17 protein-coding genes and 1 other RNA gene are annotated in these 21,993 nt (G+C 53.4%); 9 read left to right on the top strand and 9 right to left on the bottom strand.

Annotated elements, in window-relative coordinates:
- The first annotated feature begins 50 nt into the window (after positions 1–50).
- Entirely contained in the window at positions 51–389 is a 339-nt protein-coding gene (bamE, locus tag HV157_RS20220; protein ID WP_014171256.1) for an outer membrane protein assembly factor BamE, read from the top strand.
- A gap of 99 nt (positions 390–488) precedes the next feature.
- Here bamE and HV157_RS20215 read toward each other — a convergent pair whose 3' ends face one another.
- Together HV157_RS20215 and HV157_RS20210 are read right to left on the bottom strand one after the other, a co-directional pair.
- Positions 489–776: an RnfH family protein gene (locus HV157_RS20215; protein ID WP_032680464.1), complete on the bottom strand. Its 288-nt coding sequence runs from the start codon at positions 774–776 to the stop codon at positions 489–491.
- Entirely contained in the window at positions 766–1,203 is a 438-nt protein-coding gene (locus HV157_RS20210; RefSeq protein ID WP_024908332.1) for a type II toxin-antitoxin system RatA family toxin, read from the bottom strand. Before HV157_RS20210 ends, HV157_RS20215 begins: the two co-directional genes overlap by 11 nt.
- A 156-nt stretch (positions 1,204–1,359) precedes the next feature.
- On the opposite strand from HV157_RS20210, the gene smpB reads away from it, so the two are divergent.
- On the top strand, positions 1,360–1,842 hold the full coding sequence (smpB, locus tag HV157_RS20205; RefSeq protein WP_008502505.1) for an SsrA-binding protein SmpB: 483 nt from the start codon (positions 1,360–1,362) through the stop codon (positions 1,840–1,842).
- An 89-nt stretch (positions 1,843–1,931) separates the two neighbouring features.
- Positions 1,932–2,295, top strand: a transfer-messenger RNA (tmRNA) gene (gene ssrA / locus HV157_RS20200).
- Positions 2,296–2,475: 180 nt separating this feature from the next.
- On the opposite strand, the gene hxsA is transcribed toward ssrA, so the two are convergent.
- From hxsA to hxsD, 4 genes are read right to left on the bottom strand one after another with little or no spacing between them, the layout of a single operon-like run.
- Positions 2,476–3,105, bottom strand: coding sequence for a His-Xaa-Ser repeat protein HxsA (hxsA, locus tag HV157_RS20195; protein WP_072031457.1), 630 nt, complete (start codon positions 3,103–3,105; stop codon positions 2,476–2,478).
- Complete coding sequence (gene hxsC, locus HV157_RS20190; protein WP_182268877.1) at positions 3,102–4,214, bottom strand: His-Xaa-Ser system radical SAM maturase HxsC; 1,113 nt, start codon at positions 4,212–4,214, stop codon at positions 3,102–3,104. Before hxsC ends, hxsA begins: the two co-directional genes overlap by 4 nt.
- A complete protein-coding gene (hxsB, locus tag HV157_RS20185; protein WP_032678800.1) occupies positions 4,207–5,595 on the bottom strand; it encodes a His-Xaa-Ser system radical SAM maturase HxsB in 1,389 nt (462 codons plus the stop codon). Before hxsB ends, hxsC begins: the two co-directional genes overlap by 8 nt.
- Entirely contained in the window at positions 5,595–5,867 is a 273-nt protein-coding gene (gene hxsD / locus HV157_RS20180; protein ID WP_032678801.1) for a His-Xaa-Ser system protein HxsD, read from the bottom strand. Before hxsD ends, hxsB begins: the two co-directional genes overlap by 1 nt.
- A 606-nt stretch (positions 5,868–6,473) precedes the next feature.
- Here hxsD and HV157_RS26315 point away from each other — a divergent pair.
- The 5 genes from HV157_RS26315 (at position 6,474) to HV157_RS20155 (ending at position 9,267) form a co-directional block, all read left to right on the top strand.
- On the top strand, positions 6,474–6,641 hold the full coding sequence (locus HV157_RS26315) for a hypothetical protein (protein ID WP_233100307.1): 168 nt from the start codon (positions 6,474–6,476) through the stop codon (positions 6,639–6,641).
- A 550-nt stretch (positions 6,642–7,191) separates the two neighbouring features.
- Positions 7,192–7,632 carry a carboxypeptidase-like regulatory domain-containing protein gene (locus tag HV157_RS20170; protein ID WP_182268876.1) on the top strand — a complete coding sequence of 147 codons (441 nt, stop codon included), beginning with the start codon at positions 7,192–7,194 and terminating at the stop codon, positions 7,630–7,632.
- A 220-nt stretch (positions 7,633–7,852) separates the two neighbouring features.
- Positions 7,853–8,209, top strand: coding sequence for a hypothetical protein (locus tag HV157_RS20165; RefSeq protein ID WP_014171277.1), 357 nt, complete (start codon positions 7,853–7,855; stop codon positions 8,207–8,209).
- Positions 8,210–8,296: 87 nt separating this feature from the next.
- Positions 8,297–8,641, top strand: a complete 345-nt coding sequence (locus HV157_RS20160; protein WP_050737195.1) for a cupin domain-containing protein — start codon at positions 8,297–8,299, stop codon at positions 8,639–8,641.
- A gap of 68 nt (positions 8,642–8,709) precedes the next feature.
- The gene (locus HV157_RS20155) at positions 8,710–9,267 is read left to right on the top strand and encodes a YceI family protein (protein WP_182268875.1); all 558 of its coding nucleotides are present in this window, start codon (positions 8,710–8,712) and stop codon (positions 9,265–9,267) included.
- Here HV157_RS20155 and HV157_RS20150 read toward each other — a convergent pair.
- The 3 genes from HV157_RS20150 to HV157_RS20140 are packed head-to-tail and all read right to left on the bottom strand — an operon-like array spanning position 9,259 to position 11,109.
- On the bottom strand, positions 9,259–10,047 hold the full coding sequence (locus tag HV157_RS20150; RefSeq protein WP_014171280.1) for a membrane protein: 789 nt from the start codon (positions 10,045–10,047) through the stop codon (positions 9,259–9,261). The two genes, HV157_RS20155 and HV157_RS20150, sit on opposite strands and share 9 nt — an antisense overlap.
- Complete coding sequence (locus HV157_RS20145) at positions 10,044–10,574, bottom strand: sigma-70 family RNA polymerase sigma factor (protein ID WP_182268874.1); 531 nt, start codon at positions 10,572–10,574, stop codon at positions 10,044–10,046. Before HV157_RS20145 ends, HV157_RS20150 begins: the two co-directional genes overlap by 4 nt.
- Positions 10,575–10,581: 7 nt before the next feature.
- On the bottom strand, positions 10,582–11,109 hold the full coding sequence (locus HV157_RS20140; RefSeq protein WP_182268873.1) for a tetratricopeptide repeat protein: 528 nt from the start codon (positions 11,107–11,109) through the stop codon (positions 10,582–10,584).
- A gap of 768 nt (positions 11,110–11,877) precedes the next feature.
- Between HV157_RS20140 and HV157_RS20135 the strand changes: the two genes are divergently transcribed.
- The gene (locus tag HV157_RS20135) at positions 11,878–21,978 is read left to right on the top strand and encodes a BapA/Bap/LapF family large adhesin (RefSeq protein ID WP_182268872.1); all 10,101 of its coding nucleotides are present in this window, start codon (positions 11,878–11,880) and stop codon (positions 21,976–21,978) included.
- Positions 21,979–21,993 lie beyond the last annotated feature (15 nt).

The following is a 21,993-nucleotide window of genomic DNA, read 5'->3' as shown; positions in this document are numbered from 1 at the left end:
ATAACATATGAGCCGCGTTCTGCTCGGGCCCGAAAAGGAATCAAATCACTATGCGTTGTAAAATGCTGACCGCTGCCGCAGCGGTTCTTCTGATGTTGACCGCAGGCTGTTCCACTCTGGAGAAAGTGGTTTACCGTCCTGATATCAACCAAGGGAACTACCTTACCCCTAACGATGTGTCCAAAATCCGTGTGGGGATGACACAACAGCAGGTCGCTTATGCACTTGGAACCCCAATGATGTCCGATCCGTTCGGCACAAACACCTGGTTCTATGTATTCCGTCAGCAGCCGGGCCATGAAGACGCGTCCCAGCAGACCCTGACGCTGACCTTCAGCAGCGCCGGTGTGTTGACCAACATCGACAACAAGCCTGCCCTGACCAAATAATCAGGTGTCAGTGACGCAAAAAGGTGCTCAATGAGCACCTTTTTTGTTTTCCTTCATCCCCCTCGCCCCTTTGAGATCAGGCTTAAGGTGAAGAGCGAACTACTTACCCGATTTCTCCGCACGCTGGCGACGCAGCTCTTTCGGGTCGGCAATCAGCGGGCGATAAATTTCGACCCTGTCACCCTCATTCACCACATCAGCCAGTTTGACCGGACGGCTGTAAATGCCGACTTTATTTTTCGCCAGGTCGATGTCACGACGAAGCTCAAGGATGCCAGAAGCGCGAATAGCCGCCTCAACGGTCGCACCTTCTTCCAGCATCACACGCTGCAGATATTGCTTCTCCGGCAGCGCATACACCACCTCGACAGCTATCTTATGCGACACTGTAAACCTCTTTGGCGCGGGTCGTGAACGCCTGAACCATATTCGAGGCCAGCTCTTTAAAGATGCGGCCAAACGCCAGCTCAATCAGTTTATTGGTAAACTCAAAGTCCAGCTGGAACTCGATGCGACAGGCATCAGCGCTGAGGGGGGTAAACTTCCAGCCACCCATCAGGGTTTTAAACGGACCATCTACCAGATGCATCAAAATACTCTGATTGCTCGTCAGCGTATTGCGGGTGGTGAACGTCTTGCTGATCCCCGCTTTGGAGACATCGACCGCCGCCGTCATCTGCGTCGGGCCAGACTCCAGCACTCGGCTCCCGGTACATCCCGGAATAAACTCTGGATAAGACTGAACGTCGTTCACTAACTGATACATTTGTTCCGCGCTGTATGGAACAAGCGCAGTACGGCTAATCTGAGGCATAGCATTTCCCATGGTCACACAACCGACAAATAATAACATTTATCACCTGTTAAAAAAACGCTAAGCCTCATCTCGTGCTAATATAGCGCGTTAGACCTCACAGGACGCAATGAGGTGACTTTTTGAAATCAGATTACCGATGGCTTTACGATACTTATGACGAAGAAAAAAGCACATAAACCAGGCTCGGCGACCATTGCGCTCAACAAGCGTGCTCGCCACGAGTATTTTATTGAAGAAGAATTCGAAGCTGGCCTTGCATTGCAGGGTTGGGAAGTAAAATCGCTGCGCGCCGGGAAAGCCAATATCGGTGATAGTTACGTGATCCTGAAAGATGGCGAAGCCTTCCTGTTCGGTGCCAACTTCACGCCGCTGACCGTCGCTTCGTCACACTACGTGTGTGACCCAACGCGTACCCGTAAGCTGCTGCTGAACAAGCGTGAACTGGAGTCCCTTTATGGGCGCATTAACCGTGAAGGCTTCACCGTGGTTGCCCTGTCGCTGTACTGGAAAAATGCCTGGTGCAAAGTGAAAGTTGGCGTCGCGAAGGGTAAAAAACAGCACGACAAACGTACCGATCTGAAAGAGCGCGAATGGCAGCTCGACAAAGCACGTATTATGAAAAACGCAGGACGTTGATTCTGCGCACTTATTGTACTATTCAATAAGTTAGCGTTCCGGGCTGGTATCCAGGATCTAAAATCTGGTATACTCAGTTCAACACTATTGGGGCTGATTCTGGATTCGACGGGATTTGCGAAACCCAAGGTGCATGCCGAGGGGCGGTTTGCCTCGTAAAAAGCCGCAAAAAAATAGTCGCAAACGACGAAAACTACGCTTTAGCAGCTTAATAACCTGCTCTGAGCCCTCTCTCCCTAGCTTCCGCTCTTAAGACGGGGATTCAAGAGAGGTCAAACCCAAAAGAGATCGCGTGGAAGCCCTGCCTGGGGTTGAAGCGTTAAAACTAATCAGGCTAGTACGTTAGTGGCGTGTTTGTTCGCAGCTGGCGTGCGAATGTAAAGACAAACTAAGCATGTAGTACCGAGGATGTAGAAATTTCGGACGCGGGTTCAACTCCCGCCAGCTCCACCAAAATTCTCCATCGGTGATTACCAGAGTCATCCGATGAAGTCCTAAGAGCCCGCACGGCGCAAGCCCTGCGGGCTTTTTTGTATGCATGATCTGTCCTGCGGCGTCTGAATGTCCTGTCCCAGAATTAGCTACATCCTTCAAATAGCGAGTTTTATGTTCATTCTATTTAACCAGATATTTTTAACGGGCCAGTATATTTAAAGAATTCAATAACTGAGTATCTAATGTTTCTCTTACTGGAGTAGGAAGCCCATTTGCAACTCTATAATCTTTGATAGCAGCTCGTGTCGCTGGTCCCATACTTCCATCAATATTACCGTTATAAAAACCTTTATCCAGTAATGCAAACTGCACTCGCATGATTAAACGTTTACGCTTTTCAGTATCAGAAGTCAGCCCACTAGTTGCACGGGTAGTTCCATTCGTTCCAGCAGAGTTTGTAGTCGTAGAGGCATCCATGTCATTAGAGCGAAGCGAACGAACAGATGACGATGAGGAACTTGTCCCTGAACTTGAAGAGCCAGATGAGCTTGGTGAACTGTATGTTTTAGGATAATAAGGAGTGCTGCCACCATAGTACCCGCCACCTGATGAGGATCTGTGAGAACTATGACTCCGATGGGAGCTATGGCTGCGATGCCCTGCAATGTAGAATGGGACTTCCGTGTTAAGTGGTGCTATCACTAAATCATGCTCATTAAGAGTCATACCGGGCAAATCACTTGCTCCAGTAGAGGAATCACTTGCCCATACAGAATTATTGAGTGCCAAAAATCCCGGAAGCAGGGAAGCGAAATTAATTTTTTTCATAAAATTGGTCTCGGAGGTTGATGAAAACGGCCTTTTGACGAACTGAAATAACCAGCACAGGAAGACTTCTGAGTACATTCATCACATTCTTTGGGATAGTAATTTTTCCAGTCAGAAATTGACTGGGTAGCAAACCCTCTGGCTTTTTCAGGAAGATGGCACAATGGGTAATTGAAGATTGTTAGAGGGATGCCTGACCTTTGCGCAGTGTCTATGACAGAGAGGATTTTCTCACGATAGTTATCATGCTCGATAAAGATTGATGACCAGTTTTTTCGTGCCCACCCGATAGATTCCAACCCCATAAGGGAAATCTGATTGATGTTGGAGAACACACGGCCGACGAACTCTACGATGTCATCCAGTTCTGTATAGTTAGCCAGTGTCGGAATAACTCTAAGTTCGATATTAATCCCTGAGTTTCCTGCATTGATTAACCCCTTGACTGTTTCATTAAATGCGCCATCACTCCCTACCAGATGATCATGCACAAGTGGTCTTGATGAGTAGAGCGGGATACCAAAGGTGATTTTGATCTTTTTGCTTCGCTTTGCCATTTCCTGAGTAAAGTTGGTATCAGCAAATTTGCGTCCGTTTGTTAAAACATGCAAAGCAGTATCTGGTGAATTCTCGATGATAAAATCAATGAAGTGAAGGAAATCATCTCCATACAGCAAAGGTTCACCACCGCTGACCCCAACAATTCCATTCAAACCAAATGAAGCTATAGCAAGAGCTGATTGGGTAAGAAGCCAATCATCATTTGATTTTTTTGGTGGCTGCGAACAAAACAGACACAAGTTATTGCAACGTTCCGTTACTAAGACAGTATTATGATTGGCTTTTCGGGACAGAATAACGCGTATCATATAGCCATTGTTGATTATCCCAATATCTCCATCTTCAATTGACTCAAATAATTCAGTGCTAATAACAGAGTAATCAAAGCATGGTAGAATGACATCATTATTGCTTTCAGCAACTACCAGCAAATTGGGCAAAAAGAATAAAGGGTTCACTGGTTTTTGTTTGCATAACCGATAGAACCCCGCGGGCACAGTCTCTTTTGAAGCAAAATGAAAGATATCGTTCCTGATAACCTCAGACATATGCCCATCCTTTTAGCATCTCAGCCTTCGGACCACCTTCTGAGATGCAGTTCATCAGATACCTGAACATCCCCTTGTGATACTGACAAAACGTTGAACGACTCCTATCACCGACAGGCTCACCCTGTACACTTATGTTCTGGCATGGATCTGCACCGCAAAATGGTTGATATGCACATGTATCACAACCTGGTAGAGCAAAATTGAACGATGAACTTAATACTGCGTTATAGTAAGGACTCTTAGAAAATTGTAGCGTCTTAACCTCACCCGCACTGAACTCCGTTTCAGGATTCACCTTCTGCAACATACGGCTCTCATCGCTACCATATACTCGACCGTCATAATTGAAAAGAATACTGTTAAGCACAACCCCACTTGGCGACTTTAAATCTGCGTAACCACTAAAGCCGGGATTGAAGATCCTTTTCAGATGAATGGAGGCCGAATGTTCCACAACCCTTATCCCTTCATTATTGATCTTAAGGATTTCATCTATCAACGAGGCATAGAAACTGAAGTATTCATCCATAGAAAAGGTGAACGATGCTTTTTGTGCAAACCCATAGGGACTAACAGGTCGGATAAACATGTCCTTGAGGCCAAGAGACAAGTGAGCATGGACAATCGATTCAGGATGCCTGATAAGATCTTTAGTAACTGTGGTAACCGTTGCAACTCGCCCAGCGCCTAAAGACCGTTTAATAGCCTCTACTCCTGACACTGTTCTACTGTACGCAAGCCCATGACCAAGAATTCGATTACTGTTGTGAACAACTTCCTCACCATCAAGCGAAGTAGAGAACGTTATGTTCCTATCTCTCGACCATTCAAGCATATCCTCATTCAAGACAGACAGGCTTGATGCTATCACCATCTCAAAATCGATACCTCCCAGCGTTTCAGCACATTGCTCATAGATAGACTGAATTAAATCGAACCGCAAGAGTGGCTCTCCACCCTGTATCTCTATCTTGTATGGTGGTGTCGATAGTTTTTTGATAGTAGAAATGATATCAGGGATGAGATCGGGATCTAGATCATAACCAGAGGCATTCACTGAAGCTCTACTGACCTGACAATACTTGCAGGTATGGTCGCAACGTAGTGTGGGCACAATCATGAAAATTGGCCTGATAGCCAGTTCATTCATCAATCGTTTTGCAAAAGCAGAACTTAAAGCATAGGGCGTTATAGCCGATGAGCTTTCGTTGGTTATGAATAGCTTGCTTTCGAGTGCGTTTGATTGTTCCGCATTGATTTGCTCATCAGAAAGATCAAGCAACTCTTGCTCATCAATGAAATGATGAAAACCAGCGAGGTTGCTTATAAACACCTGTCCATTAGGCAATCTGTCAAAATTGAATGGCATCAATTCCATTACGAAAGCCTTTCATCGACACTGCGAAGCACTTTATGGACAATAGAATCTCTCAACGCCCCTGTTTTATGCTGTAGTTTTTCTCGCAAAGCGTAATCATTCAGCAGCCTCTCGAATTCATAGAGGCATTCGGGACTATCGTTTTCAAAAGAGATTTTCCAGGAGGATATATCTTCACAAAACTTCCACTGAGTAAGCGAAGTCATCCAGTACAGGGTATTGCGTATAACCCATTCAGAATAAACATCTTTTTTTAATATCCTTTCGCACATTGCCATTGCCTCACAAAACTAATAATCACAATCAGCAACCACTGTAAAGCGGATTTTTCCTATAGAAATGAGGATACACCATTTAATTAATATGTTACAGGATGTTTGCATCTGAATGGCGACTCTGACAAATGATGTTGCTTATCCTATGATAATCAATAATGTTTTCTGATTATCATATGCCGCTTGAACCGGTTAAATTTTAAGCACCCAATATACCATCAAAACGTATGGGCTTAAAAGATCTGCTGGTGGTTCATGATATGAAATCTATTACTTCAATAATTCTTAATGAGAAAGAATTTCCTCATGACGTGATGAAGCTGCACTAGCGCACGTCGATACTAACTAAGCCAGGAGAGCTTACAATCACTCTCAATACCTTGAGCATCTATACGTCGTACCCACTGTTGCAATTTCTGTTTACGAAATTTATACCGCTGAGAATAAGGTCTCAGAATCGGGGCGGCAAATAGCGCTAAACGCCGCAGGCTGCGTAATGGCGGGATTGATGTGTGGGCCAGATGCACCTGTTTGTGTACTTATTGGTGGTTTTGTCAGCGGTGCTCTTGCAGTATGGGAAATGGGGAGTGTGTGGAATTGATTATGAAACAGGTTAATTTAATATCTCTGGTAAAGGGTCAGGAAGCGACAGATTTATCCCAGGCGCAGTCTAGCGTAGTGATCAATGGCAATAGCACAGGCATTATTGTACCAGGGCAAATATTGGAAGCAGCTGTTAAGGTTAATGATCATCGCTATATCTTTTTTTAACGGATGACATTATTTTCGAGGAGTCACTGACAATTGCTCTTATCGATGTTAAGGATGGCGTTAAAGAAATCGTCCGTTTGGGTAATGAGTATTCGATGGGGAGTTTTGAAGTATTATCCGTTACAGTAGCTAGTATCAATTTCAGATTCATTGGTAATTTTCTCTGGACAGTCAACACCGTCGACTCCTCGCGCTTAAGGCTTCCTTTTAATTCAGACCCCAAGGGGGTAAAACGAGAGGTTTGTCTGAAAAAATACATGACGATTTCAGCCACTCCTGCGCCAGAGAAAGTTCGTTGATGCGACTTTCTGCAAAGCGCAACGTCAGTTGCGTTAACATTGTAAAGGCACCGACAAGACCTCTTATTATGTAGCTCGTAAAGCTACATTCTGCACGCATCCATTCACACACTTTATTTATCCAGGCATAAGTCTGGAAAAACTCAGTAAATCAACATCCTTAACAGAATCTACAGTTCCGAAATTACGCCACCCGCGTATACTGCATTCACGCCATCGAAAAATACCTGAACGCAAAAGGATTCGCACCCATGACAGCGTCCTCAAACCGCATCGCAAGCCAGGCTATCGTGGCTCTCACGTTTTTGCTCAGCGGCTGCGTTTACCATGATTATCCCTCCCCTCGTATTGAGGGCACATTGAATAACGCAGGGAAACCGCTGCCCCGGGTAACCGTTTCGTTAGTAGAATTCGACCGACAAATTGCCACGACACAAACGGATAATAATGGGTATTTTTCTTTCGTACCGCAGGGAGACTGGCATGTTTTTATACCCGTCGGACCGCAAGATCGCCTGAGTAGCTGGACACTGACAACAATCGACCCTCAGGGACAAAAACGCGATATTTACACCTCCCGACGCTTTGGCGGGCCTTTTTCAGGCTATTCCAGGAGCGACAACGTGAAACTGTTCTGCGAACTCTCCCCAACAAGCGGGGAGAGTCAAAATATATTTTGCGAAGCTCAGTGAGTTAATTAACTTTACTCATGGCCAAAAGCCACCCGTAATAGGGATATGCACGCCCCTGGTACACGGCATTGAACCTGAAAATAATTAATTCCTCTGCGTAACTAAATACGCTTCACGGTATAACGCCAAAATAACATTACAGTTTTTTCCTAAAGCCACACCGCTTCGTCTGTGCCATGCTGAATCACGCTCATAACCGATAACGTTAAATGAGGATATTATGAAAAAAACAATTATCGCATTATCTGCCGTTCTGCTGGCTTCCCCAGTATTTGCTGCGACCACACATGCAACTGACGATACCGTCGCTGCGGCGAAGGCAAACGCCAACGACGCGAAGCAAAAACTGCACGAAGAGCAGAATAAAGGCGAAGAGCTGAAGCTGAAACAGAAGCATGCTGCAGAGGGTAAAACCGAAAACTTAGGCAGCAAGGTCAGCGAAGATTCCCAGAAAGCCTGGCATAAAACCAAAGAAGGCACCGAGAAAGGGTGGGATGCCACCAAAGAAGGTGCTGAGAAAGGCTGGAATAAAACCAAAGAAGGTGCCAGCGAGCTGGAAAAGAAAGTCACTGAGTAATCCCTTCGAAAGGCCGCAGACGCGGCCTTTTTTATTCCCTCCTGCCCTGCTTCCTGAAGACTAAACTTGTCTCAGGGGGACTCCATCATGAACAGCGAACACACCGCACCTGAAACCCAGGGCGTTACCGTTGAATTACTCTCCGTCGTCGATCTGGGTCCGGAAATAGCGGGCATGGCCGGGCGCCAGCTTCGCATGCGCAGGGTCACTCTCGCTCCCGGCGCGGTCTTTGGTCCGGTGCATAATCATATCGACAGGCCCGGCACCGTATTTATCCTTGAAGGAACCATCACCGATCATCGTAACGGTATTGCGACTGATTACGGTCCCGGTGTCGGCTGGCCGGAAGATCACAACACGGTCCACTGGCTGGAAAACCGGGGTCCGGTAACCGCCGTCGAGATCTCGGTGGATATTATTAAGACGTCCTGACGCCTAAAAGCCGAATAGATCCCCGGGGTTGCGCGTTAACGCCTTGCCACCCCTAAAGAGATCCTGAGATGCTGCGACGCCTGGTTATTCTGTTCGTGTTGCTCTGTCCGCTGGCGCAGGCCGCCCCGCAGAGCTATACCATTGATACTGAAAACACCGCCATACGGTTATCCTGGCACGCCTTCGGGGGGATCCTCTCCTGGGCCAGATTCAGTGGCGTCACGGGTTCCGTAACGCTTAACCCGGATAAGGATATCGATGACCATATTCATGTCACCCTTCCCGTGGCCACCCTGGTTGCCTCAAACAGCCTGCTCACCTGGCAACTGAAAAGCGACATGTTTTTTGAATCTGAACGTTATCCTGTTATCGAATTTATCAGCTCACGCGTGGTCGCTCAGGGTTCAGGAACGTTCAGGGTGTTCGGAACATTGACCGTACGCGATATTGCCCGCCCGGTCATTCTGGACGCCGTCGTGAAAGATCCGCACGCGCCGGTCCTCACGCTGGATGCGACAACGAGCATTTCGCGCGCGGCCTACGGCATGGATAAATTTGCGCTGGTCGTTGATGACAGGATTGCCATTGCCATTGCAATTCAGGCTAACGGTATCCCGTCATCCTGAAATCAGGCTTTGCAGCTGCTCTGCACTGCCCCGCAACTGTGGGAGCGGGTTGCGGCCGATCAGCACAAACTGATATCCCGCTTTCTGCCACCACACCAGGTTCATGTCGTGCCGCTGTTCCTGTTGAGCGGCTGTCGTTGTCTGCTCTGTCGGGGAGATGCACAGCGCCATTGGGCCGTAGTCGGCATTTATCCAGGCTATTTGCGCGATAGAGGTGGTTTCATAGCGCAGCATGCGGACCATTTTAAGCTCTGCTCCATGCAGGATAAGCTGTGACGCCTGAAGTTGCAGGCCGATATCCTGCGCTGCCCGTTCCAGCCCACGCTGCAGAACATGCGGCGCGCTGTCCATATCCAGCAATGTCTCGACGCTGTAAAGCGACATGTATTGCGCTTCGAGGTCACGAATATGGGCGTTTTCATCAGACGGTGCGAAAGCGGGTCGCAACCCATATCCCACGCCGGAACCGACCACCAGGAAACTGACCGACGCGGCAATGAGTGCGCGCCGGCTTACGCCAGCCGGGGTAGCGGGCTTCGGATCGGGCAGTTCCGCCAGCCGGGCCTGCATCTTCTCCAGAGGAGCATCATCCAGCATAGCGGCAAACGCGCCGGGGTAATCCGCATTGCTTTTCATTAACTCGGCGGTCCGCCCGGAGAGGCGCTCGTCACGTCTCAACTCTTCTTCAAATTTTTGCGCGTCGGCATGACACATCTCGCCATCTATCCATGCCACGATAGCCTCATCGTTATAGGGCGCTGTAAAACGGTGCGCGTTCAAGAGCGTTTCTCCTTAACCGGGGGCAAGGCATCGGCAGACGCTGCCAGCGTTGCCCGTGCCGTCGCCAGTCGGCTCATTACGGTACCGATCGGCACCGCCAGGGTGTTCGCGGCTTCCTGATAGGTAAAACCTTCGACATACACCAAAAAAACCGTGTTGCGCTGGGCTTCCGGAAGCATGTTGACACGCTGCATCACCTTCAGGTAATGCAGGTGCGTCTCATCCTGTTCACGGGTATCCGGCGCCAGAAGCTCGTCGCTGGCGACAAACCCCTGCCCCTGACGAACATGGCATGCCCGAAGCTCAGAGATCCAGATGGAGTGCAATATCGCAAACAGCCACCTGTCGATACGCGTACCGGGCATGTACTGACTGCTTTTTTCAAGCGCGCGGACGCAGGTGGACTGAACCAGCTCTTCGGCGACATCCCTGTTTCGCGACAACACCAGCCCATAACGCCAGAGACGTGAGAGGTGTGCGGCTAACTGTTGGCGAACCTCACGGGTAGCGATGTGTTTTCCCTCCACGAGAAAATCAGGATTCCGGATGTCCGTTAATGGCAGCCTGCAGGTCACGGTACTCTTCACAGGACTGGCCGCAAATACCGGCAATCACTTTCAGTTGCTCTTTGGCCAAATCCGGACGTCCCTTGACCATCCACGCCTCGCCCAGGTATTCACGGGCTTTGGCATAATCCGGGGCGATAGCCAGCGCACGCTGGTAGTAACCGATACCTTCATCCGTACGACCCAGTTTGCGGGTGGCATACCCGCGATAGTTCCATGCTTCAGCCGTGTTGTTATTTTTTAGCGAATCAAGAAGGTTCAGCGCCGCCTGGTACTCGCCTTTTTTAGCAAGGTGATAGGCATAGTTGGTTTTGTCCTGATCGCTAAGGCTGCTGCTCTTATCGGACACACATTTCTGAGTTGCACTGTCATACACCTGTCCGGACGGACAGTCGGGTGTTTTACTCTCGGTACTATTATCGCCCATCGCCAGCGCGAGAGGAGACAACAGGGAAAAAATCAGCACCGGAATCAAACGCACAGAGGTGGTGTTCATAAAAGGCTCCAGGGTGAATGGGAATGACGTCAGTGAACGCGTGAGCGATGCATTTTATTCATTACCGGGCCCCTCTTTTTTTCTCAGAATCATGTTGACGTCGTATCCCCATTAAATGTTGAGCGGGATATTTTATCTTTACTCCCTGTTAGTTATTATTTTTCTCTCAGTAGCAGAATCCCGGCACCGCACAAGAATATATTTTTAATTAATTACCAACATAATATATGTTATATCAAAAACGTTACCCTAACTTAAATGCACATTAAGCCGACATAAACAATAGCGTTTAACGCCATTCTAAAAAAACTCCCCTGTTAAATATTTATTCATGGCGAAATGATAAAAAACCACATTTTACAAATAAATAAAAATACAATAAAAACAATACCTTGTATTTTTTAAATTATAATAGCCAGCTATGAATTAATGCCCCCTTCAACGCTTCACACAGTGTTTACAGATGCTTGATTTGCACATTCAGACTTTTCTGGCTATATCATTTTTATATCATCAAAACCAATACCTCTATTAATTACAGGGTTTTATACAACACAAAAATACAAATACACGACATTCTCTCTCATGAGTAATTAGATTCGCTCTGATGTTGCCACTCTGGATTATGGCGGGCATCGTTCGCTCTAAAAAAAATAACGGTGAGTGCTGCGTAAATAACAGCAACTCCGCCGGGGGCGTGCTTTACCTTCCGCAGAGATGGCGCATCTTGCACGCCGTTCACGACAACTCTGCTGGAGTAATACCTAAATGAGCCAAATCTCTGTTATATCGAAACTTACTGGCGTGGAAACTACCACGGAAGGCACACAGGTTACGCTGAGCCATTCCTCTATCGTTGAGCTTCATGTAGAGCGAGCCGATGTCTCCCACTTCGCCCGCAGTGGTAACGATCTGGTGGTCACGCTGCACTCTGGCGAGGTCATTACCCTGAAGAATTTCTACGTCACCGACGCGGAGGGGGTGAGTCAGCTGGTCCTGGAAGAGAGTGACGGTGCGCTGTGGTGGATTGAAGATCCTACCGGGGCTGCTACCTACGAATCTATCGCCTCCACGGACGTATTACTGGCGGCCTCAGGCGGTGATACCGGTGGCGCAGCCATCTGGCCATGGGTACTCGGTGGTCTTGCTGTCGCAGGCGGGATCGCTGTCGCGGCAAGCAGCGGCGGCGGAGGGGGTGGCGACGATGATGATGACAATACGAACCCCGGCACGCCGGGCAATCCTTCCGATCCGGATACCACACCGCCAAATGCGCCTTCCAGTCTTCAGTTTTCTTCGGATGGTAAAACTGTCACAGGTACTGCCGAACCCGGCAGTACGATTACGCTGAAAGACATGAACGGGAATGTGATCGGTACAGGTCAAACCGGTAGCGACGGCACATTTATCGTATCCCTCGGGACGCCACTGACCAATGGTGAGCAAATTACCGCCACAGCAACGGATGCCGCCGGGAATACCAGCCAGGGCACGAATGTAATCGCACCGGACACCACCGCGCCTGATGCAGCGACCATCACCAGCATAACAGATGATATTGACCCGCAGACGGGGACAATCAGTAACGGCGGTAGCACCAACGATCAGCGTCCACAGCTTACCGGCACTGCCGAAGCGGGCTCCACCGTGACGATTTATGACGGTAGTATCGCGATTGGGAGTGTGGTCGTGGCCAGCAATGGCACCTGGACCTTCACACCGTCAGTAAACCTCAGTGAAAGCACCCACCAGATTACCGTGCAGGCAACCGACGCCGCCGGTAACTCCGGTCCAGTCTCACCGGTATTCACCCTCACGGTCGACATTACCCCGCCGGATGCACCAAGTACGATTGTGCTAACCGACGACACGGGCCAAATTAGAGGAACCATTACCTCGGGCGTGCCCACCGATGCTTCCCTGCCGGTCCTGGCAGGGACTGGCGAGCCTGGTGGAACTATCACCATCTACGACAATGGCGTGGCGATTGGGACCACGACGGTGCAGCCCAACGGCACCTGGAGTGTCACACCAGACAATCCGCTCCCGGAAGGGACACACTCGATAACCGTCAGTGAAACCGATGCTGCAGGAAACCAGAGCACAACATCGCAACCTATCACCTTCACTGTGGACACTACGCCGCCGCTTACTCCTGAAAACGTGGTTGTCTCGGCTGATGGCACCACCATCAGCGGCAACGCAGAGCCCGGGAGCACAGTAACCATCCGTGAAGGTGGTGTCTTCATTGGTGATACTGTGGCTGATGGCCAGGGCAATTTTACCCTGCCGCTGAACCCGCCGAAGATCAATGGCGAAAACCTAACCGCAGAAGCCACCGACACGGCAGGCAACACGGGTCCGACAGCGCCCGTTGTTGCACCGGATATTACCCCACCGCAGGCCCCGGTCATTGTTTCAGTGGTTGATGACGTCCTTGCCACCACCGGACCAGTCGAGCAGAGTGGACTGACTAACGACCGGTCCCCAACGTTAAACGGAACGGGCGAACCCGGCTCGACCATCACCTTTTCCAGCGACAGCGATATTATCGGGATGGTGGTCGTTCCGTCTTCCGGCCAGTGGAGTTTTACACCGCCTTCTCCACTGTTAGATGGAACCCATGTGCTAACGGCAATTGCGGCGGACGCCGCGGGTAATCAGAGCGGGCCATCAAACACCTGGACAATCAACGTTGACGGCACGGCACCAACCGCTCCGGTGATATTACAAGTCGTGGACGATGTTTCCGGAAGCACTGGTACGATCGGTAATAATGAGACCACCAATGACGCATCCCCGACGCTCAGCGGGACTGCCGAAGCAAATGCGACGATCACCCTCCGCATGGACGGCGTTGATATTGGTACAACCGTTGCCGATAGCGGCGGTGCGTGGATCTTTACCCCTTCCACACCGCTTAGCGAGGGGCAGCATGCCCTGACCGCAGTCGCAACCGACGCGGCAGGCAACATCAGTGGGATTTCCAACACCTGGGGCATTACGATTGACAGCGTGGCACCTGCCGCCCCGCTCATTACCCAGGTGGTGGATGATGTCCCGGAGGGCCTCGGTACACTCTCCCCTAACGGCAGCACTAACGACACTACCCCGACGCTCAACGGTACGGCTGAGCCGGGCTCGACGGTCACCATCCGCCTGGATGGCGCCGATCTTGTCACGATCCCGGTCGACGGCAGCGGCACGTGGTCCTATACCCCCACCGTGCCGCTTGGCGAGGGTCCTCATACCTTTACTGTCGTCGCGACCGACGCGGCGGGTAACACCAGCCTGCCGTCAAACGACTTCACCTTTATCGTCGATACCACCGCGCCAGTGGCTGCAACTATCGCCACCGTCACCGATGACGTTGGCGGCGTTCAGGGACCGCTCAGTAGCGGTGATACCACGGATGACACCCTGCCGCTGCTGCAGGGCTCCGCGCCTGCTGATACGATTATCACCGTCTATGACGGTACGACCCTGCTCGGCACAGCCACCCTCGACGGCAGTGGCGGTTGGCAATTTACGCCAACGACCCCACTCACCGACGGCACGCATTCGCTGACGGTTCACACCACGGATGCCGCCGGAAATACCACCATCTCCAGCCCGTTTGAATTAACGATAGATACCATTGCGCCAGCCACACCGGATATTCCGGACATCACCGTGAATCCTGACGGCGGTGCAACGCAAACGCCATTGAATCCGGGTGAAACCACGCGTGACACCACGCCAACCCTGAGCGGTACCGGCATGGTCGGCGATACCGTGACGATCTACAACGGCGGCGTCAAAATAGGTGACGCCGTAGTGGACGGCTCCGGCAACTGGTCCTGGACACCGACAACCCCACTGCCCAACGGTACCTATGACATCACCCTGACCGTCACCAACGTGGACGGCACGGGGAACGAAAGCGCCCCGTCCCAGCCGGTGACCATCACCATTGATACCGACCCACCAGCTACGCCAGCAGCACCGGTGATTACGGACAGCGTCAGCCAGATAACCGGACCGGTTGCCGACGGGGAAACCACGAACGATCCGCGTCCGGTCCTGAGTGGCACCGGCACAGCGAACGATGTGGTTATTATTTATGACAGCATTAATGGTCAGCCTGCCACCGAAGTGGGTCGCGTCACCGTAGACAGCAACGGCAACTGGAGCTGGCGCCCTGACGCCAGCATTGATGAGGGAAGCCACGAATTTACCGCCACCGCCACCGACGAAGCCGGTAACGTTTCGGCGGCGTCACCGGGGATCACTATCACCGTTGATACCGTGGCACCTGATACGCCTGTCATTAGCGCCGTTGGCGGTAAGCCAGACGGTGGTGTTACCACGGATACTACCCCCGGTGTGGGCGGTACCGGCCCTGCGGGCGAAACGGTCATCGTTTATAACAATGGCGTTGAACTAGGACGCGTCGAAATCGGCAGCAATGGCGAATGGTCTCTCGATCTTCCGACCCAGACTGATGGCCCACTCAACATCACCGTTGCGGCAGTCGATGCTGCGGGTAACGTCAGCGGCCTCAGCCCGGTCTTCACCGTCACCGTTGATACCACTGCGCCAGAAATCCCGCTGATTAATACGGTGTCTGACAGCCAGCTCACAAGCAATGTGCTTTATACCCGTGACGGCACGCCGACCCTCACGGGCACCGGCGAACCGGGTACCACCGTTATCGTCTCCGTAGACGGTACAGCATCCACGGTGCCGGTAACGGTACAGCCGGATGGCAACTGGAGCTGGACCGCCGACAGCACGCTCGCGGAAGGCACGCATACCTTCACCGTCTCGTCAGTCGACCCGGCCGGTAACGCTTCAGGAAGCTCTGCGCCGCTGAGCGTGACGGTGGATACCGCCGCGCCGGCCGACCCGATCAACATGGCTCTTGCTCAGGAGGGAACGCCTCTGACGGGTACTGCCGAGGCAGGAAGTACCATTACCGTGAAAAATAGCGGTGGTACCGTCATTGGTACCGGCACTGCCGCCGGCGACGGCAGCTTCTCCATTGCGCTGAGTCCGGCACAGCTGGATCCGACCACCCTGACCGTAAGCGCTACTGATGCCGCAGGGAATGCCAGCCCAGGCGCGACGTTTAACGTCGTTGATTCGCCGCTCGACCTGCCGCAGGTGCCCGTTATCACAGCGATCGTCGATGACGTCGATCCGGTCACCGGCGATGTGAAAGACAAAACCACCAACGACACTACCCCTACTCTCACCGGCACGGCCGAAGCGGGCAGCCTGATTACCATCTATCAGGACGGTGACGTTACAGCCGTGTCGACGGTCACCGCCGACGGCAGCGGCAACTGGAGCTATACCCCGACCGTGCTTGGCGAAGGGCTGCATACCTTTGAGGTCACAGCGACCCTCAATGGCGCGACCAGCGGCCGCTCTCCGGCCGCCAGCGTCACCGTCGATCTGACTGCACCGGGCACACCGACTATCGGCGCGGTAATTGATGACGTCAACCCAGGCACCGGTCCGCTCACCAACGGGCAGACCACCAACGATAACCAGCCTACCCTTACCGGCTCCGGCACGGTGGGCGATACCATCTCCGTTTACAGCAACGGAACCCTGCTGGGCACCGCACTGGTCGGCAATACGGGGACCTGGGTCTTCACACCGCCCGCGCTGGCGGAGGGCAATAACGTTCTGACCATCCGCGAGACCGACCCCGCGGGCAATGAAAGTGGTCTGTCGATAGGCTTCACCATCGTCGTTGATACGGTTTCCACCACACCGGTGATCACCAACGTAACGGATAATGTCGGTAACGCCGCCACCACGGTAGTCAGCGGTAACCCTACCAACGACGCGACGCCAACCCTTTCGGGGACGGCGGAAGCGAACAGCGTGGTGAAAATTTTCGACGGCGGTACCCAGATTGCCGTGGTCACGGCTGACGGCACCGGTGCCTGGACATTCACCCCTGACACCGCGCTCAGCGAAGGGCCTCACGCCTTCACCGTTACCGCCACCGACCCACAGGGCAACGTCAGCCAGGTGTCTAACGGCTGGAACGTCGTGGTTGACCTGACGGCGCCAACGGTTCCAACGCTGGATACGGTTAACGACAATGCCCCTGGCGGCGTGACCGGCAACCTCACCAGCGGGCAAGTCACCAACGACATCACCCCGACGATCGGCGGCACCGGACAACCGGGCAGTACAATCCATATCATGAATAATGGTACGGAGATTGGTCTTGCGACCGTCGACGGAAGTGGTAACTGGACCTTTACCCCGAGCACGCCACTGGGCGATGGCAGCTACGCTCTTCGCGTCTATGCAACGGACGCGGCAGGGAATGCGTCAGCAAACTCGTCGGTCTTTGCCTTTACCGTGGATGCAACAGGTCCTGCTGCGCCACTGGTCAGCAGTGTGATTGACGACGTCGGCCCGGTCACCGGTACGCTCACCACCGGCAACAGCACCAACGACGCGCGTCCGACCTTCAACGGTACGGGTGAAGTAGGTGCCACAGTGCATATCATTGTGGATGGCAACGAGATTGGCACCGCGGTGGTTAATGCCCAGGGGAACTGGACCTACACGCCTGACACCGCCCTGAGCGACGGGCCTCATGCTATCACCTTCAATGCCACCGATGCGGCTGGTAACACCGGCAGCACAACGGCACCGTTTAACCTGACGGTGGATACGGCACCACCGGCGGCACCGGCCATCACGACCGCGGGAGACAACGCAGGCAGCGTACAGACGCCGCTGACTTCCGGGCAAAGTACCGACGACACCACGCCAACGTTGACGGGCACCGCGGCAGCCAACGCCACGGTGACCATCTATGAGAACGGACAGCCGGTCGGCACCGCGCTGGCGGATGGCGCCGGAGCATGGAGCTTTACGCCGTCATCAGCGCTGAGCAATGGCAGCCATACCTGGACCGCGACCGCGACCGACGCGGCGGGGAACGTCAGCCCGGCTTCGCCTGGCTTTACGCTGGTTGTTGATACCAGCGCCCCCAATGCGCCGGTTATCAGCCAGGCCGTTGACGATGCGGGCAGCATCACCGGCCCGCTCAGTTCAGGACAGACGACCGACGACACCGTGCCACGGCTTGTCGGGACCAGTGAGCCGTTTGCGACTGTGAATATCTACGAAGGTACAACGCTTGTCGGAACGGGCACCGCGGATACCAGCGGCAACTGGAGTATCTTGCTCACGACCACCTTAGCCACGGGCGCGCACAGCTTCACGGCGCAGGCCACGGATGCAGCGGGTAATACCAGCGTTTCGTCAGCGGCCTTTAGCCTGACTATCGACACGACGCCGCCAGCCCTGCCGGTGCTGAGCAGCATTGTGGATGATGTGGGTAACGTGGCTACACCAGTCACCGACGGAGGGTTGACCAACGACGCGCAGCCAACCCTCACCGGTACAGCGGAAGCCGGGGCCACAGTGAACATTTTCGATAACGGCGTCCAGATTGGTAGCGCGATCGCGACCGGCGGGGCATGGAGCTTTACCCCTTCTCCGGCGCTGAGCAACGGGTCGCACAGCCTGACGTTTACCGCCACCGATGCGGTGGGCAATACCAGCGCACCCACCACCCCCTATGTGATCAACGTGGATGCCATAGCGCCAATCGCCCCGGTTATCGGCTCGGTTGTCGATGATGTCGGTAGCGTCACTGGGCCAGTTATCGGCACCACCCCGACCAACGACACACGTCCAACGCTGAACGGAACCGCCGAAGCCAATGCGACAGTGCGTATCTATGACGGGGCAACGGTTGTCGGCACGGTAACCGCCGATGCCAGCGGCAACTGGACCCTGCCACAAACCAGCACCATACTGACGGAAGGCACGCATAACTTCACCGCTACGGCCACCGATGCGGCGGGCAACATCAGCGCGGCTTCAACCGTGACGACGATTATTGTTGATACTGCCGCCCCCACGGCACCAACCGGTACCTTTAACGCTGACGGTAGCGTATTGACTGGTAACGCGGAAGCAGGCAGCACCGTTGCTATTCGCCTTGCAGATGGCTCCACGGTGACTGCCACGGCGGACAGCAACGGCACGTACAGTTACACCTTTACGAACAAACAGACCGAAGGCCAGACGCTGCAGATCACCGCCAGTGACGTCGCGGGCAATACCTCACAGCCTGGCTCCGTACTTGCGCCGGTCGTTCCGCTCTCCGCCAGCAATAACGTCGAAGAGCTGAACCTCAGCACCACGGCCACCGTCACCAACAGCCAGTACAGTGATTACGGTTTCCTGCTGGTGGGTGCCGTAGGCAACGTTCTCACGTTGTTGGGTAATGATACTGCCCAGGTGAACTTCACGGTGGGCAGCGGTGGCAGCGCGGATATTGTGGTGAACGCCAACGCCACGGGCGCGGTACTCTCTCTGCTCAACACCCTTGAACTTGTGGTTCAACATAACGTCAACGGTGTCTGGACCACCGTTGTGGATACCGGACAACCGCAGTTTGCCGATCTGCTGACCCTCGGAGCCACCGGCGTATCGCTGAACCTGACCGGGCTGGCTGATGGCGATTACCGGGTGCTGAGCTACAACACCAACCTGCTGGCGACCGGCTCCTACACCAGCCTCGATGTGGCGGTGAAAGAAACCAGCGCCGGTACCGTGACGGGCGACACCAGCCTGAACGGTAACGTAATTCTCGACGCCGACCCGACCGCGGGCAGCGACAACGCCCCGGCAGGCACCACGGTCTCTGCTGTCACCAACGCGCTGGGTGTCACCACCAGCGTGAACGCCGACGGCACGGTTGTTCAGGGCCAGTACGGTACGCTGACCATTAACCGCGATGGCAGCTACACCTACAACCTGACCGACACCAGCGCAGCGGTCATTGGTCGCACAGAGAGTTTCACCTACACCATCACCCATAACGGCGTCAGCGCGTCGGCGAACCTTGTGCTGTCGCTGGGTGAAGGCACTCTCGTCAACGGTATTGTGGCGGTAGATGACACGGCCTCGCTGACCTTTGACACGACCGTGAGTGAAATTAATAACGGCACCTCGTCGCAGGGCGGCTTTACCCTGGTGGGTATTAATCTCGGCAACACGCTGGGGCTGAACCTGCTGGACGACATGACCAACCCCATTATCTATAACGTGGAGGAAGGCACTACCCGCACCATGACCATTCAGGCTTCCGTGGGCGGTGTGGCGCTGGCGTCGGTATTCGACCTGTATGTCTACAAGTTCAATAACGCGACGCAGACCTTCGAGCAGATGCGCGTCGAACCGGGCTGGCTGCGTGCGCCGTTGCTGGGCGGTACCTCGTCTCAGCTGACGTTGAACCTGCCTGCCGGGGAGTACCTCTTCCTGCTGAATACGGCTGCAGGGATCACCGCCCTGACCGCCTACACGCTGAACGTGCTGGAAGATCATGTCTACAGCGTATCGAGCATTGGCGAGACCACCACCGGCGATGTGCTGGACAACGATGTCGCAACCGGCGCGGTGGTATCAGAAGTGAACGGCGTGGCGGTGAACAGCAGCGGCCTGACCGACATCCAGGGGGAATACGGCACGCTGAGCATCAATGCGTCCGGACAGTACACCTACACCCTGAAAACCGGTGTGGGTGCGGACCATATCAGCACGCCGGATACGTTTGTCTATACCATCACCGCGCCAGACGGGACAAAGGATACAGCATCGCTCAACATCACCCCAACCGCGCAAGCGATGGATGCGGTCAACGATGTCAGTACCGTGATGGACGTCACCTCGGTGCATCACACGACAACCTACTCGGATACCACCGTCGGGACGGCCAGCTGGACAACCGCGCTGCTGTCATCAACCCAGGGCAGCGGGAGCGGAACCTTCGTGGTGGATCCGAACACCGCGCTGCATAACGCGTCGCTGCACTTTAACGTGGCATCGCTGCTGGCTCTGGGCGGCCTGACGGTGAACTGGTCAATTAGTGATGGCACAGGCGTTATCCGTAGTGGTTCCTTCAGTGGTGGCTCTTTGCTGGGCGGTAATATCGACGTTCCGCTGACCGGGCTGGATCTGAATGCCGGAACTTATACGCTGAGCTATACCGGTAGCGTACCGGGGCTGAGTGTGGGGAATATTACGATCACCCCAAGCGTGAACGGCACCACCTACTCGCTGAGTGATTTCGACGTCACCGGCAGCCACAGCGTGAACGGCAATATCTTTGACGGCCCCGACTCTGGCGGCGTGTTGGATCAGTTGCACTCGGTGGATACCCGCCTCAGCGTGACCGGCTACGACGGCGTGACCACCACGCTGGATCCGTACACCGGCAGCGCAACGGTCAACGTCGTCGGCCATTACGGCACGCTGGCAATTGGCGCGGACGGCCACTACACCTACACCCTCAACACCGGGGTGTCGCTCTCAACCATCACCTCGAAGGAGACCTTCAACTACACCCTGACCGATGCCGACGGGAAAACAGACAGTGCCACGCTGACCATCAATATGGCGCCGCAGTTCATCAGTTCGGAACATAACGACGTCATTACCGGCACCGCCTACGGCGACACCCTGATTTACCAGGTGCTGAACGCCACCGCAGGCAACGCCACCGCGGGCAACGTCAGCAGCACTGCTGGCGATCACTGGACCAATTTCTCGCTCACGCAGGGGGACAAAATCGATATCGGCGATCTGCTGGTGGGCTGGAACGGGAGCAGCTCAACGCTCGGTAATTATCTGCATGTTACTAATAGTAATGGCAATACCGTGATCTCCATCGACCGTGATGGTTCAGGGAGCACCTACACTAATACGACGCTCGTGACGCTGGATAACGTCCAGACCACCTACGACGAGTTAGTGAACCAGCAACACATCGTTACCTGATAGCACCTGCACAAA

The organism is Enterobacter sp. RHBSTW-00318 (assembly GCF_014101375.1).
Classification (GTDB): Bacteria; Pseudomonadota; Gammaproteobacteria; order Enterobacterales; family Enterobacteriaceae; genus Enterobacter; species Enterobacter ludwigii.
This window is presented reverse-complemented; position numbering and strand designations above follow the sequence as displayed.